Source organism: Wolbachia endosymbiont of Rhagoletis cingulata (genome assembly GCF_048537655.1).
Lineage (GTDB): Bacteria > Pseudomonadota > Alphaproteobacteria > Rickettsiales > Anaplasmataceae > Wolbachia > Wolbachia pipientis.
In genome coordinates, this window is the sequence record NZ_CP175927.1 from 597,205 (window position 1) to 613,025 (window position 15,821).

Here is a 15,821-nt window from a genome sequence, read left to right on the forward strand (position 1 = left end):
TTGGGATATTTATGAAGAATATTTTATATTTTATATTATTAGCTGTCGTATTCGGATCACCCATCCTGTTTGCCGTAGAGCAGCTTGAAGAAAAGAAAATTGAATCAGTTCATAAAAACGAAAATGTAGGTGTAAGGAAGCAAGATAGCACAAATCAAAAAGATGAGTTAAAAAGCAACGTCGATGCTAAACAAACACAAGAGGCTGAGAGCAAAAGATTAGACGGCACTACCGATAAAGAGAAACTGCAACACAACGAGAACAAAGCTTTCGTGGTTGAAAAAACTATAAGTGAAGGTGAAAGGATTGATAAAGATTTGCCAAATGACCAGCTAGAAGGAAGCACAGACAAATTTGCTCAAAATTTACCAAATGTGGCCAATAAAGAAGTGAATAAAGATTTGAAACCAGAGCCTTTGCCTTTAAGTGCTGATTTAAATGAGAATACAGCTAACCCGCAAAAAAATCTACAAGCTGATCAGAAGATTGATATAAAAGATAATGAACTTTCAAAAAGTGATGCGAGTCAATTATTAGAGGGAAAAAAAGAAAAAGTAGAGAATCAGTCTGAAGAAAAAAAAGTGAAAGAAACAAACAGTAATTCCAAGGACCGCAATAGAGTAAAACCTATAACTAAAAAAGATGAAGAAGAGCAAAGTGAAAAGAAAAGTTTACAAAAATGGACAAAGCTAAACAGAGAACCAATAAAAGAATGGGGTCATAAAGACATACAAAGCAAGTCAATATATAAACGACAATATGATAGCCTTAATGAGCATCTTCCTACAACTGTGTTTATTGATGATTACAGTAAGCAATTTTTTTACTGCATTAAGAAGAACAACTTAACTTGCTTAAGAGGAGTAATAAGTAAGCTAGAAAAAATTGGATTAACAATTCAAGAGATACTAAGGTTTAGAAATAAATTGGGTGATACTCCTCTCATTTATTCAGTTAAACAAGGTGAGGTAGACATAGTGCGCTTTCTCTTATTACAAGGTGCTGATCTTAGAGTAGTTAACAATAATTTTCAATCCCCAATTGATATAGCAATCGAAAAAAAGCAGATCAATATAATAAATGCGATTGCCGAAATGATGCCACATCTTTTGGAGGATAGAAAAATAGACAATAAAGAAAGCTCAGCAATGTACGATTGGGCTGTGAAAACGAAAGAAATACAGTGCGATAAGCAAGATGATTAGATTTTTGATATTAATTTTAGTTGGTCATTTATGTTATGGAAACGAAACAAATGATGAAAAAAATCAGATTAGTGATTTTTTAAACGCTTTGCGTGATGCAAAATACGTATCTTACAGTAAAAAAGACTTTGCTGAATTTTTGGTGCAGTGCCACAAAGAGGGCGTGCCAGAAGATTTTAAGAAAGGTTTTGGTTCTAACTTAAATGGAGCTAATTTTAACCAACTGTACCTAAGTAAATCTGTTTTTGATGGAGTAAGTCTGATTGGTGCCGATTTTTCTAACACCGATTTATCCGATGTGTCTTTCATTGATGTTGATTTACGTGGTGCTAATTTTTCCAATGCTAATTTACATGGCATTAAAATAAAAGGTACAAATTTGAGTTTTACAAAATTTGTTTCTGCAAACTTAACAGATATCGTATTTGATCAGTCTAATGTTAGTTATGCTGATTTTATCAGTTCCGATCTCAAAAAAGTAAGTATGCACAACGTAATTGGTTTGCATACTAATTTCTCGAATGTGAAAATGAATTTCTCCAACTTATCAAACTCGAATGTTAGCCACGTAAATTTTAGTGATAGTGAAATAAACGATACTGTTATGCAGAAAAACAACCTTGATAATGCAAGTTTCTTTGGAGTGGATGCATATAAATTAAAGATACAATTTTCTTCATTAAAAAATGCTAACATATATGGTGCAGAGTTAAAAGAATCAGACTTTACAGGTAGCAATCTTTCCGATGCTTGCCTTAATTCTTCTATCATAATTAACAGTAACTTCGACGAAACTGATTTAAGCAACACACAAATTTCCTATGTGAATGACGATAATTCAAGTTTTGTTCAATCTATACTAAATGGTTCCAAGATAAAACATGCATATGTTTCTGAAGCAAATCTTCATGATGCTGATTTATCCAATATTGATTTTAGTTTTAGTGAACTGCATCAAGTTAATGTCTCTAATGCTGACATTCGTCACGGAAAGTTTCATAATACTAAAGTTGCAAATTCTAACATGAATGGCTCATTTTTTGACCATTCACTATTCACCTATGTGAAGATAGAAGATTCAGACCTTTCTACAACTTCAATGTATAAGATAAAAATCCAAGACTCTCAAGTTTATAACAGTACACTTTCTCGCCATAATATTGATTCCAGTGAAATAGAAAATTCAACATTCTTTAATTTATTAGCTGATAATTCGAGTTGGTCCAATTTAAAAGTAACTAATTCAAATTTTATTGAAAGCGATTTCAGATCTTCTTTGCTTCACGCTAATGCCTTTAGGAAAACTAGTTTTTTTCTTAGCAATTTGAGTAATTCAACAATTAGTGATATGTCTTTTCACTCTTCAAGCATATATAAAAGTTCAGTTGCTGATGTTCATTTAACAGATTGCAAGTTTGATAATTCGATTTTGATTGACAATCAAGGACAGAAAAAACTTGCAGGGTTAGAAAATGCTATAACTTCAATTGGAGATTTGCAAGAGAAAATATCACAGGGTGAAAAATTTAATGTAAATTATTCTTACTTTGAATTTAAGAATATGAATTTAGAAAATGCCGATTTTTCTAATTCAACATTGAGTAGAGCAAAGTTTGTAAACGTTAATTTGAATAAGGCAAATTTTGAAAAAACCGATTTGCGCTATACTGTCTTTGATAACTCTTCTCTCATTGGCACCAACTTATCAAATTCTAATTTAGAAGGTTCTAGCTTTTTAAACTCTGATCCAAAAAGCACCATGTTAAAAAATGCAAAGAAAAATGACCGTAAAAAGTGAGGGCGTATTATTGGTTCTATCCTCCCCTTCTGGAGCTGGAAAAACTACTATATCAGCAAAATTACTTGAGCAATCAACTAATTTAGTTAGGTCTGTTTCTATGACTACACGCAAGCCTCGCCCCGGCGAAATAAATGGAAAAGACTATTTTTTCGTTACCGAAGAAAAATTTCACGAGTTATGCAAAGCTGGCCAAATGCTTGAATACGCCAAAGTTTTTGAGAATTTTTATGGTATACCAAGAGATTTTATAGAGCAAAACCTGAGCAGTGGAATAAGCGTTTTACTCAGCATAGACTGGCAAGGAGCATTTCACTTATTCAAGCTCATGAGAAAAAAAGTTGTGAGTGTTTTTATACTTCCCCCTTCAATGGAAGAGCTTAGGTTGCGTTTGCAAAAGCGTAATAGTGATGATGCAAGCGAAATAGAGCGCAGATTAGCCGAAGCTCAAAAAGAGATAAGCAAACGTGATAAATATGATTATGTAATAATCAATGATGATATTGATAAAAGTGTAGAAGAGATAAGCTCCATACTAAATAAAGAAAGACTTAAAAAACTAAAAGAAAAACCAAGTCTGGAAGACTGATAAAAACATCAATTTGGATATTTGCAGCTATAGTTTCTTATCCTATTTTAGCCAATAGCACATTTCACAGTTTAGCTATATTTATTATTTTTTAAGATTAAATGGTTAAAATAGTAGCAACTGTTCAAGTGAGGTTTAACTATGACGGCAAATTTTCTCACAGAAATTAATTTTCTGCCTTTCCACCTATATTTTGATCACATATACAACGTTTAGCTCAATTTAAAAGTCAAACTTCTTGGTTGTTAGTTTAGTGCTGACAACTTAAATAGCTTTTAATATTGAGGTTTTAGTATGGGTATAGATATAACTGCACTAACTACTAATGCAGATAAATTAGGTGAATGCATAGATAAAAATAAAAAGCAAGAGCAGGATAGAAAAGACGAGCAATTGTATGGCATTATAGAGAGAAAGGTAAAAAAAGAAGAACACAAGCGTGAAAAACCAAGAGGTCAAGATGGAACCCTCAAGAAGTGTAAAAGGTTATTTGAAAAAGATGCTAGTCCTGAAGTATTAACTAAATTAGAAGAATCACTTAGAGAACAAGAAAAATATTATAGGTATTATGTCCAATGCTTCCTTCCAGTGCTAGATAAAGCAATAGAACGATCGAAAAAAATATCAAATGAAACAAAAGAGCGAGTAAAGCAAGCAATTTCAGAAATTACTTATAATAGCAAATATTGTAACCAAAATGATCGTAGGGACAGTGGAATTGAAAGTGACTACAGTAGCGATGCTGGTGATGATTATGAGAAACATTCAATCAGTAACCCTAATACAGCAAATGAAGATCAAGAAGTAGAGAAAAGCAACGAAATAACAAATAGCAATGCTCTATTACTAAAAGCGATCAAAAATGGAAATAACAGGAAATTTGAAAAATATCTAAAAGATTGTACGGATATTAGCAGCATAAAAGATGAAAAAGGAAACAATATTTTACACCTTATCGTATCGTTGGAAAAGAAACAGAAACGCAAGTTTCTAGGTATTCTAATAAAAACGGTCACCAAGAAAGATCTAGCACAACTCATTAATAGTGAAAATCAGACCCCTCTTCAGGTGGCACTAATTAACAAGATAACAAAAGAAAAACATGAGTCTCACACAATCCAAGATAACGATAACACACTTAAGTTTCTTACAAAATTGTTAGAGCATGGAGCCAGCCATGATCAGTTAGAATTACCTGAGGAAAGCTTAAAAAAATTGTCTAAGGGGCAAAATGAATACTATTGTAAATTTTTAAAGAAATTAGCTAAAAAGGCTGAGCTAAAGCAGGAAATAAAAATCAAGACAGAAGCAAAAGTTAAAGAAATTGTGGCACATACTGTAAACACTCCAAATAGTAATAGTGATTATCCGTTACATTTAGCAATTAAAAATAATGATAAAGAACTTTTTAAAGAACTATTGCAAGAGGGGGCGAACATTAGCCTTGAAGGTGCAAATAAAAATAATGCCTTACACCACATTGCTTTACTTAAAGGAGAATATAAAATCAAATATTTGAAGTTAATATTAGATTTTGAAAAAAAAGGAGTAATATCTTCAGAAAAATTGCATAAGGCTATAAACGCTCAAAATAAAGATGATAAATATCCAGCGCAAGTTGCTTTAATTAGACAAACAGAGAAGATACCTAGTAAGTTAAAAGACTTTTCTAGGTGGGTTAGATCAAGGCCCACAAAACATTATTATACTGCTGAATTTTGTGCAGAATTGTTACAAAATGGTGCTGAGAATAAAAGTGACCATATAACAATACCTAAAGAGCATCGTAAGCAAAAATATTATCAGACTACAAAAAGAATCAAAGATATAACAGGTGTTAGCCCTGACCCAGAAACACAAGAAGAACTTGAAGAGCATTTTTCTAAGAAGAATGCTCGTAAGAATATAAGTCTTCCAGTAAAATGGATACTCGGAGGTTTAATTTTTGCAACAGTATTTAGTGCTTTAGCAGGAAACATGATAGCTGCAGCCGCTTTATCGGTGACCATAGCGGTTTGTGCAATGTGTTACCCTATTTACTTAAAGTTAGAAAATGCTCTTAATGCTAGAGCATCAGATCAATCAGAGCATACAGAAAACCCAGCTACTAAAATGAGCGATGTATCAATACTACGTCAATTCATGAATAAGCTAGATGGGCTGACTAATAAACCCTCTTCTCTGGCGCTATGAAATCAATCTCACCGCTCAGAGTTTTTTCAGCCACTTTTTTATAATCAATTTTTACGTTAATTTGCCCTTTCTTTTCTTCAAGCCACGCTATAGTGTGCTTCATCCAGTTTTTGTCATCACGTTCAGGAAAGTCTTCACGAGCATGTGCACCTCTGCTTTCCTCGCGATTAGCTGCGCATTCCATGGTAATAACCGCTTGTGGGATCATGTTAGCAAGCTCCAGCGCTTCAACTAAATCACTGTTCCACATCATACTGCGATCCTCAAGTGAAATATCAGGCATCATTTTTGCTACCTTTTTTATAGCTTTTTTGCCTTCTTCTAAAACTTCAGCAACACGGAAAACTGATGCGTATTTTTGCATAGTGTTCTGCATTTCACCGCGTATTTTTGCTACTTTTAGCCCACCGGAAGCAAATCGCATTTTATTAAATCTATCTACTATCCAGTCTGTGCAGTCTGAATGCAATTTTTTATGTGGTGTACCGGACTTTAGCTTCTCTTTTGCTCTGAGCGCTGCAGCTCTACCAAAAACCACAAGATCAAGAAGCGAGTTAGAGCCAAGTCGATTTGCACCGTGCACAGAGACACACGCAGCTTCTCCAATTGCAAATAGTCCATCTACTACCTCTTCCTTACCTTGCTTCAGCGTGATCACTTCTCCATAATAATTGGTTGGAATGCCACCCATGTTATAGTGAACAGTCGGAATGACCGGTATTGGATCTTTAGTGACATCAACTCCAGCAAAAGTTCTTGCGGTTTCGCTGATGCCCGGCAATCTGAGTTTTATTACTTCCGGATCAAGATGCGCTATAGTTAAATACATATGATCTTTTTTTGGTCCAACCCCCCTTCCCTCTCTAATTTCAATTGTTATTGCGCGACTTACCACATCACGGGAAGCTAAATCTTTTGCTTTTGGTGCGTAACGTTCCATAAACTTCTCGCCCTGAGAATTAACGAGGTACCCCCCTTCACCACGGCATCCTTCTGTCATCAAGCACCCTGAGCCATATATTCCTGTTGGATGAAATTGTACAAATTCCATATCTTCAAGTGGTAATCCAGCCCTTACTACCATGCCATTACCATCACCTGTGCAGGTATGCGCACTTGTTGCAGAGAAATAAACACGTCCATATCCACCTGTTGCTAGCACCACTCTATGCGCACGAAATCTATGTAATGTGCCGTCGCATAGCGACCAAGCAAGAACTCCGCAGCATGTTTCGCTATCCATAATTAAATCAATCACAAAGTATTCAACAAAAAATTCAGCGTTGAATTTAAGACACTGCTGATATAGAGTGTGAAGGATTGCGTGCCCAGTCTTATCTGCTGCCGCACAAGTGCGCTGCGCTGATTTTCCTTTACCAAAGTGAGTTGTCATTCCACCAAAGGAACGCTGGTATATTTTGCCATCTTCTGTACGAGAAAAAGGTACGCCAAAATTTTCAAGTTCAATAACAGCTTTAGCAGCGTTTTTACACATATATTCTATTGCATCTTGATCACCAAGCCAGTCTGAACCTTTTATTGTGTCATATGCATGCCAGCGCCAATCGTCTTCACCGATATTACCTAAAGCTGCACTAATTCCGCCTTGTGCTGCAACTGTATGACTTCGTGTAGGGAAAATTTTAGAAATGCAGGCAACTGAAAAATTAGTTGCAGCCATCCCAAGCGTTGCTCTGAGCCCTGCTCCACCTGCACCTACTACTACCACGTCATACTCATGTTCTATGATCTCATACGCTGACTTATCCATATTTACTTATTTTATCATTACAGGCTTATGATATCACAGAAGTAGAAAAAATCTATACAAGTTTTCTATAGTTAAGACGTCATGCCGCCGCGGCGCTAACAAGTAGCGGGATGACAGCAATCCTACGTCATACCGCCGCAGTATCTCAGCCACTAACACGTAGCGGGATGACGAGCTTATTGTCATGCCGCCACGAACCGTCATACCGCGATTCATTCGCGGTATCTCTAGATCCCGCTAACAAGCAGCGGGATGACGATTGTCGTTTAGCTATAAACATTAAGAAATTTACCAAACGAAAAAAAAGGCAAAAGAAGCCCCGTGGTTATTATCCGCTTTAAAATATTGGCGTTTTTTATGTTTTAAACGCTTGACAAGCGAAATTCAGCTGCTTTTAATTGCAACTAACCTACGCTGCAAATGTTTAAGAAATTTACCAAGCAGAAAAAAAGACAAAGAATCCCCGAGTTAGCTAGTCTTTTACTATCTTTGTCGAGTATTGGCATTTTTTGATGTCTTGTAACGCTTTGTAAGCGCGTTCAGCTTATTTAGATAAAAATCTAGATGTAGATGAAGTTTTGTAAAGACATACAGTATCTATATACTGCAAAAAATTAAACATAAGACGCCGATACATTAAGTAATCCTTACCTTTTAATCTGCAGATTGGCGAAAGCAAATACAATAGCTTCACTGTCATGATAAAGGGGCTGGCAAAGCTTGTCAAGAAATTTTCTTATTTCATTTAAATTGCTTGTAACCTTCTTATACACTCATCTTTACCAAGAATCACCATGATATCAATGATTCCAGGTGCATCCATTACTCCAGTTATAGGGGCGCGTAATGAGTGGTATACATCGCTTATTTTCATATCGTGCAATTTTGCACATTCCTTGATCTGAGAAGATAAAAAACCCTTATTCCAATTTTCATCACCGATCTTTGACAGAAATGACGCAAGTAACTTGATTATATCGAGGTTAGATTTGACAATTTGCTCAGCCTCTTCACTTAAATCAAGTGGCGGATCTTGAATATAAAATTTTGCTAAATCCAATAATTCGGTCAGGTAGTTTGCTCTTTTTTTTAGCTCTGTCAGTCCCTGCAGTAAATAGCCCTTTTTTTTGTCAGTTAGAGTATTTTCTCTAAGCATTAGAGTCAGAATATCTTCATTGCTCATATTACTAATATAGTGGTTATTCAAATGCTCCAGTTTTTTGAAATCGAGCCGTGCAGGTGAACGACCAATACTTTCTAAATTAAACCACTCTATTGCTTGCTCATCGCTAATAATCTCATCGTTGCCGTGACTCCAGCCAAGTCTCAGCAAGTAATTACGCATCGCTTTTGGCAATATTCCCATCTTTTCATAATCGCAAACGCTTGTGGCACCATGCCTTTTGGATAGCTTATTCCCATCTTCCCCATGGATAAGCGGCACATGTGCAAAGCGTGGAATGTCAAAATCAAGAGCCTGGTATATTAGCAGATGTTTAAAGGTATTAGTGAGATGGTCAGAACCACGTATTATATCAGTTATTCCAGCATCATGATCGTCAACTACCACGGCAAAAATATATGTTGGAGTGTTATCAGAGCGTAAGATCACTATATCATCAAGCTGGTCGCTATTTACTTTGATTTGGCCGTATATTTTGTCATCAATGACGATCTCTTGCGAATCTGGCACTTTAAAGCGGACAACTGACCTCACACCCGATGTCATTCCAGCGCGTGACCACATATTTTTCCAGTGTCGGCTACTTGGATGACAAGAAGGAGGTTTTGTAGTACATTTATGCTTGTATATCTTGCCCTCTTCTCTTGCTTTTGCCTTCTTTTCTGCAACTTCATCTTCAGGGCAGTAACAGTGATACGCCCTACCCTTTTCAACTAAAAGGTTTGCTACTTCTTTATGCCGCTCTATTCTTTTTGACTGATATACTATTTCCCCATCATAGCTCATACCGAGCCATCTTAGCCCTTCTATAATTGCATCAATTGCTTCTTGTGTTGAACGTTTTCTGTCGGTGTCCTCAATTCTTAGCAAAAACCTGCCACCATGATGCTTTGCATAGAGCCAATTAAATAACGCAGTACGAGCTCCTCCAATGTGCAAAAATCCTGTTGGTGATGGAGCAAATCTCGTGACTATACCTGGCATATTTGTCTGTTACAGTAATGTAAATGATGATAGCTAAAATTTATGTTTGTAACAATTTAGAATTTATTTGTTCTGAGAGATAAAATTTACTTGTTTTTCATAAATTGTGTTGTATAATTTAGTATTGGTTGAATATAGCGAGGTGAGTTATGGATGAACTTGTAGATATAGCAAAATTGCTTTCAGATAATGAAGCTAATATCAATTGGCGTTACACCGGCCCTTTTGATAAAACAAAACAAAGAGTACAGGCAGGTAATCTCCTGCATTTAGCTGCAAGAATACAAAACAAAGGTAAATTTGTAGACATTTGTAAGAAGAACATTGCTTCTGTAACTGCGCATAATGAATATGGAGATAATCCATTTCATGAAGCAGCAAGAAGTGGAATTTTGCTGCCTGCAGTACAAGAGATTGTGAATGACTTAGAGAAGGAAGCTAATAACAAAATTACGAAAGCAGAAGAAGCTGGAGATCGGAAAGAAGTAAGCAGATTGAAAGAGGAACTCAAATGTAATAAAAAATATATTAAAGATGCGCTCTGCAGTAAAGGCTATGCTTTTAATAAGAAGAGGGAAACTCCTCTTTATTACTTAAATGCTGCACAACAGAAAGAAATTAAGCAAATCGCAGGCATAAAAGACAGCTTTATATGTAACCAGAAGTTTCACCTGTGCTTATATATAATAGGAGCGATAGCATGTATCGCTGCTTTATGTTTGTCTTTATACTTTTTATTTTTAGTTTCTCAATCTTTTGCACTAAGCTCGATGGTTGTAATAGCTTCTGGCGGAGTCACATACCTGTCAGTTAAAGCATGTAGCGAGATACATGCCTTGCATAACGAAAGCACTTTAGTGGAAAATGCTAATGTACAACTTGCAGGAGAAAGTTTAGGTGTTTGATGAAGCTAGAAATTACTTGCAGGCAATGATATAGAAATTTACTTTCTTAACTTCAGAAAGTATACTCATACGATGATAGAAAAGAAGTACAGTAAGATTTTAATAGCAAACAGAGGAGAGATTGCCTGCAGGATTATCAGAACTGCCCATAAGATGGGTATATCTTGTGTGTGCATATACTCGGATGCAGATGTAAATTCTGTGCATGTAAGACAAGCAGATGAGTCAAGATATATCGGCCCTTCGCCATCTTGCCTCAGTTATTTAAACATTGAAAAAATATGTGAAGTAGCAGTTGAAACAGGTGCTGAGGCAGTTCATCCTGGCTATGGTTTTTTAGCAGAGAATCCAGATTTTCCACGTGCTCTTCAAAAACATAATATAGACTTCATCGGTCCCAGTGCAGAAACAATAGAAGTTACAGCCAACAAAATAACAGCAAAAGAAGCTGCAAGAAAAGCTGGAGTGAATGTAGTGCCAGGATATATGGGTAAGATCAGCGATGCTGCCCACGCAGCTCAAGTTGCTAAAGAGGTCGGTTTTCCCGTTATGCTCAAAGCTGCATCAGGCGGTGGTGGCAAAGGAATGCGAATTGTAAACTCCAAAAAAGAAATTGAACTAGCATTTACATCAGCCACAAATGAAGCAGAGAAAAGTTTTAAGGATGGCAGTATCTTTATAGAGAAATATATAGAGTTGCCAAGACATATTGAAATACAAATCATAGCAGATAAATATGGCAATATAGTTTGTCTTGGAGAAAGAGAATGCTCGATACAAAGGAATAATCAGAAAATAATAGAAGAAACGCCAAGTCCATTCATTAGTGAAGAAGTAAGACAAAAAATGTATGTTCAATGTGTTTCTCTGGCAAAGCAAGTTGGCTATTTTTCAGCAGGCACTGTTGAGTTTGTTGTAGATAAAGACCAAAACTTCTATTTTCTTGAGGTAAATACGAGATTGCAAGTTGAGCATCCAGTAACAGAATTTATAACTGGAATAGACATAGTAGAAGAAATGATTAGAACTTCCTGTGGAGAGAAATTGAGATTCAATCAGGATGATATTAAACTTACTGGTTCTGCAATAGAAAGTAGAATTTGCGCTGAAGACCCATCGAAGAAATTTTTCCCTTCCAGCGGAAGAATAAAATATTACGATAAACCGGGTGAAAATGATTATGTAAGAATAGATGATGGAGTTGCTGCAGGTTCAGAAATTAGCATGTTCTATGATTCGATGATTGCCAAAGTGATAACATATGGAAAAGATAGAGTAGAAGCGATCAGCAGAATGCAAAAAGCATTGTCTGAATGCTATATAGAAGGAGTAACAAATAATATAGAATTTCTAGAATCCATCTTCCATCACCCAAATTTTATCGCAGCAAAGCTCCATACGAGATTCATTCCAGATCATTACCCTAGTGGGTTTCACGGCGATTTTGTTACAGAGGAGTATATTAAAATATTTATTTTCACTGCGTTATATGTTCATTTGGAAAATGAAGAAAGGTACCATCATAAAGCAGTGAATGAAACATCTCAGGTGTCATTCCAGTGCGTGACACTGGAATCTAGTAAAAAAGAAGGGGCACCAGTATCAGCTACTCGGATGGCAGGTGACCGTGCAAGAGATTTATTCATAGTGAATATAAATGACAATGAGTACTCCGTAAATGCAAAATACCAAGATAATATATTAATAACGGTATATAATCACAATAAATACTCCGTTATAGGCAAGTGGAAATCAAGTTATAGATTGCTATATATCACAATTAATGACGATACCAATATAGCACTTAAAATAGAAAGACAAGGCAGCAAGTACTTCATAAGGCATGCAGGCATGAAAGCTGAGTGTTGTATATTTAAGCCTCATGTAGCTGAATTAAGTAGGTTAATGCTAAATAATGAAACAGAAGGGATTTCAGCAGATGCTGTAAAATCCCCAATATCTGGTTTATTAGTTAAATTGCACGTAAATGTAGGAGATCAGGTGGAAATAGGACAACCTTTATTTGTGGTGGAGGCAATGAAAATGGAAAATATCATATGTGCTGAAGCAGCAATGGTGATAAAAAATATTCCCGTTCAAGAAGGAAAAAATGTGCAGATTGGTGATGTAGTCTGCTTTCTTAAATAACATAAGAAGTACAAACTTGACCCAAACAAGATAAATGAAAACACTTGATGAGCTATGGCAATGGCTATTGGTATGTGCAATAATAGAGTAATTACACCTAAAATGATCTGAATGACGACGGAGAGCAGCATAATATATACCGGTTTTATGCTAGCATTTTTTACTGTGAGTATTACTACCAAAGTTAGTATTAGCAATGCCAGTGCTCGATGTATAAATTGCACTGTCGCTCTGTTCTCAAAGATATTCAGCCATGTAGGCTGTAAGAAAAATAAATCTTCTGGAACGATTTGTCCGTCCATTAGTGGAAAGGTATTGTAAATTAGACCAGCATTTAATCCTGCAACAAATGCGCCGAAAATTATTTGTATCATGATCAGAACTAAAATAATTCCTACGTAGTACTTGGTGTTACAACTAATCTTAAGTTTAGTTTGCTTTGGCCTGATTTGGTAATCAAAAAATTGATATGAAAATAATGCAAAGATAATTAATGCTAATAATAAGTGAAGTGCGAGCCTATAGTGGCTAACATGAGGCTTGGCTACCAAGCCGCTTTTTACCATATACCAACCAGCAAAAGCTTGTAAAGCTCCAAATAATAATGCCACAAATAGCTTTATTACTACCTTTTTAGATATTTTTCTTCTTAATGTAAAATATATAAATGGCAGGACAAAAACTAAACCTGTTAGTCTTGCAACCAATCTGTGTACATATTCTATTAAGTATATAGCGCGAAACTCCTCCATACTAATACCATAGTTAAGTGCTTTATATTCAGGTGTAGCTTCGTATTTTAATTTTTCTTGTAGCCAGTCTTGTTCACTCAGTGGTGGTAATGTTCCAGTAATGGGTTTCCACTCCGTGATTGACAATCCTGCTTTTGAAAGTCTGGTAAATCCACCAATCCCTACCATGAGAATTACCATGACCGAGCAGAGAAAAAGCCAAATAGCTACAGGTTTTGCTTCCATAAACCATGCTGAGTTTTGTTCCATCGCTCAGGGTAAAGAATAAATTCCCATAAGGCAAGAAAAGCTGCAACACTATGTAGCAGACTATAGACCGGAAAAAATATCGATACTATATAAAAATAAAAAGGCATCTTTTGCTGTTTGACAGCTATTACCAAAAGAATCAGGTTAGTAACGTATACCACTACAAAGTAGTACAAAAATAATTCATTTAAAACTTTAGTTAATATCAATGAAAGCAGTAAAAATGGAGTAGTAAAAAATATAAAAGCTGCAGAGCCAACAAAAAGATTCAATAGCAAAATTCCCTTAAATCCAGTGTGTTTATAAAGTGACTTTATATTTTTTAAATGAACAATATAAGTTTGCATATAGCCTTTGATCCAGCGCGCTCTTTGCTTAATCCAAGCAAATACAGCAATTGGTGACTCTTCCAATGTTTCTGAGTCAATCATCCTGGTTTTATATCCCATTTGCGCAAGTCTCAAACCAAGGTCAGCATCTTCGGTAACACTATAAGCATCCCAGAAAAACACTTCTTTTAGAATTTTTACTGAAAAATGATTACTGCTACCACCCAAAGGTATCGGCATGTTCATTTTTTGGAATCCAGGCAATAAGTATTGAAACCAGTTCATATACTCCAGAGAAAAGAATTTTGTGAGAAAATTATAATCACAATTGTAGTAATTTAATTTCGCCTGTACACAGGCAAGCTTATCGTCGTCCTTATTAAATTCAATCAGTGCTTTTTTTAACTGCAATGGGTCTGGTTTATCGTCCGCATCATATATTACTGCATACTTTCCTCTAGCAAAGCTCATAGCATAATTGCATGACTTGGCTTTTGTTCTAGGCAAAGAATGAGGCACTTTTATTACTTCAAAATACTGCGGTAAAGTGTACTTTTCTATAGCTGCTAGCGTTTCTTGGTCATCACTTTCTACCTGAAGCTTCACATCTAATTTTGATTTTGGATAATCCAAACTTTCAATGCTTTCGATCAATTGCTCTATCACTGCACTTTCTTTAAAAGCAGGCAATAAAATAGTATATATAGGAAAATCTTCTTCATTCAGCTTACTATAATCCACTTTTTGATTAGAGGTTTCACATAAGCTAAAAACTGTAGCTAAAAACTTGAATAAATAACTAGAACATCCGATTATAAATATCAACATCAAAGCAAAATATGTATATTTCTCTGTTAGTGTTAAAATTGAAGTTACAATAAAGAAAGAAGCAAAAAATATTGAGCTTAGTTTAATGCTTTTAGCTGAAAAATTAGGATTCTTGTAATATAAGTAGTTGCTTGCAAATTCTGAAATACCAAAGTGCGAGTTAAGAAGATTTAAAATCTGTTCGCTATCCACTTTTATTAATACATAGTCAATGCTGTAATGAGCTTCGACCCAACGGTTGATATCTCGGCTTGTGTCTTCAACCATAAAAAAAGTAGTATCATTTAATTTTTGCCAAGGAATTATATTAAATTTATAGTAAAAAAGTTTCTCTTGCTCTTTGCACAAACTAGAATCAAACTTAATTTTTTCTACATTATCAGCTTGAAGTATAGGCATTAAACCTAATGCAATTTTTTATTTAAGTCACGTGAAAATGAAGATATGACCTCGCTACTACGCTTATCATCTTTACGTTCATGCATTATTTTTTTTACAGCATCAGCAGCTATACTCGCTGTGTTAGCCTGTAAATCTCCAAGAGCTTTTTCAACTTGGTCAGTGACTTTCTTCAAGTTAGAATGGGCATTGTCATCTAATGTCTGATCTAGCTGCTGTCTATTGTGCTTAATGATACTATTAGCTTTATCAAGTGCTTCATTCATCATTTTATTAACTTCTGCATCTAATTCTTTGTATTTTTTAGAAGATTTTTTGTAATACTCCAACATATCTTTCCTGAATTTTTCAGTTTCTTCACTTGAAAATTTGCTTTTGTTACGCTTATTGTTAAGCGCATTTTTTATCACTTTCTTTAGCAATTTATACGAAAGGACAAAACTTACCAAGAAGGCAAGACCGATAATCAGTGATGTAGACATAAAAAC

11 protein-coding genes are annotated in these 15,821 nt (G+C 35.3%); 6 read left to right on the plus strand and 5 right to left on the minus strand.

The annotated features are described in order from the left end of the window. The first annotated feature begins 11 nt into the window (after positions 1-11). From ACJZL3_RS02775 to ACJZL3_RS02790, 4 genes are all read left to right on the plus strand, one after another. Entirely contained in the window at positions 12-1,205 is a 1,194-nt protein-coding gene (locus ACJZL3_RS02775; RefSeq protein WP_070356816.1) for an ankyrin repeat domain-containing protein, read from the plus strand. Then, a complete protein-coding gene (locus ACJZL3_RS02780) occupies positions 1,198-3,003 on the plus strand; it encodes a pentapeptide repeat-containing protein (protein WP_070356815.1) in 1,806 nt (601 codons plus the stop codon). Before ACJZL3_RS02775 ends, ACJZL3_RS02780 begins: the two co-directional genes overlap by 8 nt. Further along, positions 2,987-3,592 carry a guanylate kinase gene (gene gmk, locus ACJZL3_RS02785; protein WP_022626283.1) on the plus strand — a complete coding sequence of 202 codons (606 nt, stop codon included), beginning with the start codon at positions 2,987-2,989 and terminating at the stop codon, positions 3,590-3,592. Before ACJZL3_RS02780 ends, gmk begins: the two co-directional genes overlap by 17 nt. Before the next feature lie 294 nt (positions 3,593-3,886). Further along, positions 3,887-5,785, plus strand: coding sequence for an ankyrin repeat domain-containing protein (locus tag ACJZL3_RS02790; protein WP_038198760.1), 1,899 nt, complete (start codon positions 3,887-3,889; stop codon positions 5,783-5,785). Here ACJZL3_RS02790 and sdhA read toward each other — a convergent pair. After that, positions 5,757-7,556: a succinate dehydrogenase flavoprotein subunit gene (gene sdhA, locus ACJZL3_RS02795; protein ID WP_010962592.1), complete on the minus strand. Its 1,800-nt coding sequence runs from the start codon at positions 7,554-7,556 to the stop codon at positions 5,757-5,759. The genes ACJZL3_RS02790 and sdhA overlap by 29 nt on opposite strands. Positions 7,557-8,301: 745 nt before the next feature. Further along, complete coding sequence (gltX, locus tag ACJZL3_RS02800) at positions 8,302-9,723, minus strand: glutamate--tRNA ligase (RefSeq protein WP_010962590.1); 1,422 nt, start codon at positions 9,721-9,723, stop codon at positions 8,302-8,304. Between the two features lie 149 nt (positions 9,724-9,872). Here gltX and ACJZL3_RS02805 point away from each other — a divergent pair, with 149 nt between their 5' ends. Both ACJZL3_RS02805 and ACJZL3_RS02810 read left to right on the plus strand, forming a co-directional pair. Beyond that, on the plus strand, positions 9,873-10,628 hold the full coding sequence (locus tag ACJZL3_RS02805) for an ankyrin repeat domain-containing protein (RefSeq protein ID WP_419198920.1): 756 nt from the start codon (positions 9,873-9,875) through the stop codon (positions 10,626-10,628). A 72-nt stretch (positions 10,629-10,700) separates the two neighbouring features. Beyond that, complete coding sequence (locus tag ACJZL3_RS02810; RefSeq protein ID WP_070356813.1) at positions 10,701-12,776, plus strand: acetyl-CoA carboxylase biotin carboxylase subunit; 2,076 nt, start codon at positions 10,701-10,703, stop codon at positions 12,774-12,776. On the opposite strand, the gene ACJZL3_RS02815 is transcribed toward ACJZL3_RS02810, so the two are convergent. From ACJZL3_RS02815 to ACJZL3_RS02825, 3 genes are read right to left on the minus strand one after another with little or no spacing between them, the layout of a single operon-like run. Continuing rightward, on the minus strand, positions 12,725-13,753 hold the full coding sequence (locus ACJZL3_RS02815) for a COX15/CtaA family protein (RefSeq protein WP_038198748.1): 1,029 nt from the start codon (positions 13,751-13,753) through the stop codon (positions 12,725-12,727). The genes ACJZL3_RS02810 and ACJZL3_RS02815 overlap by 52 nt on opposite strands. Continuing rightward, positions 13,735-15,333, minus strand: a complete 1,599-nt coding sequence (locus tag ACJZL3_RS02820; protein WP_419198921.1) for a glycosyltransferase family 2 protein — start codon at positions 15,331-15,333, stop codon at positions 13,735-13,737. The genes ACJZL3_RS02815 and ACJZL3_RS02820 overlap by 19 nt, the downstream gene beginning before the upstream one ends. Positions 15,334-15,338: 5 nt before the next feature. Further along, positions 15,339-15,815 carry a hypothetical protein gene (locus ACJZL3_RS02825; protein ID WP_070356812.1) on the minus strand — a complete coding sequence of 159 codons (477 nt, stop codon included), beginning with the start codon at positions 15,813-15,815 and terminating at the stop codon, positions 15,339-15,341. Between the last annotated feature and the right edge of the window lie 6 nt (positions 15,816-15,821).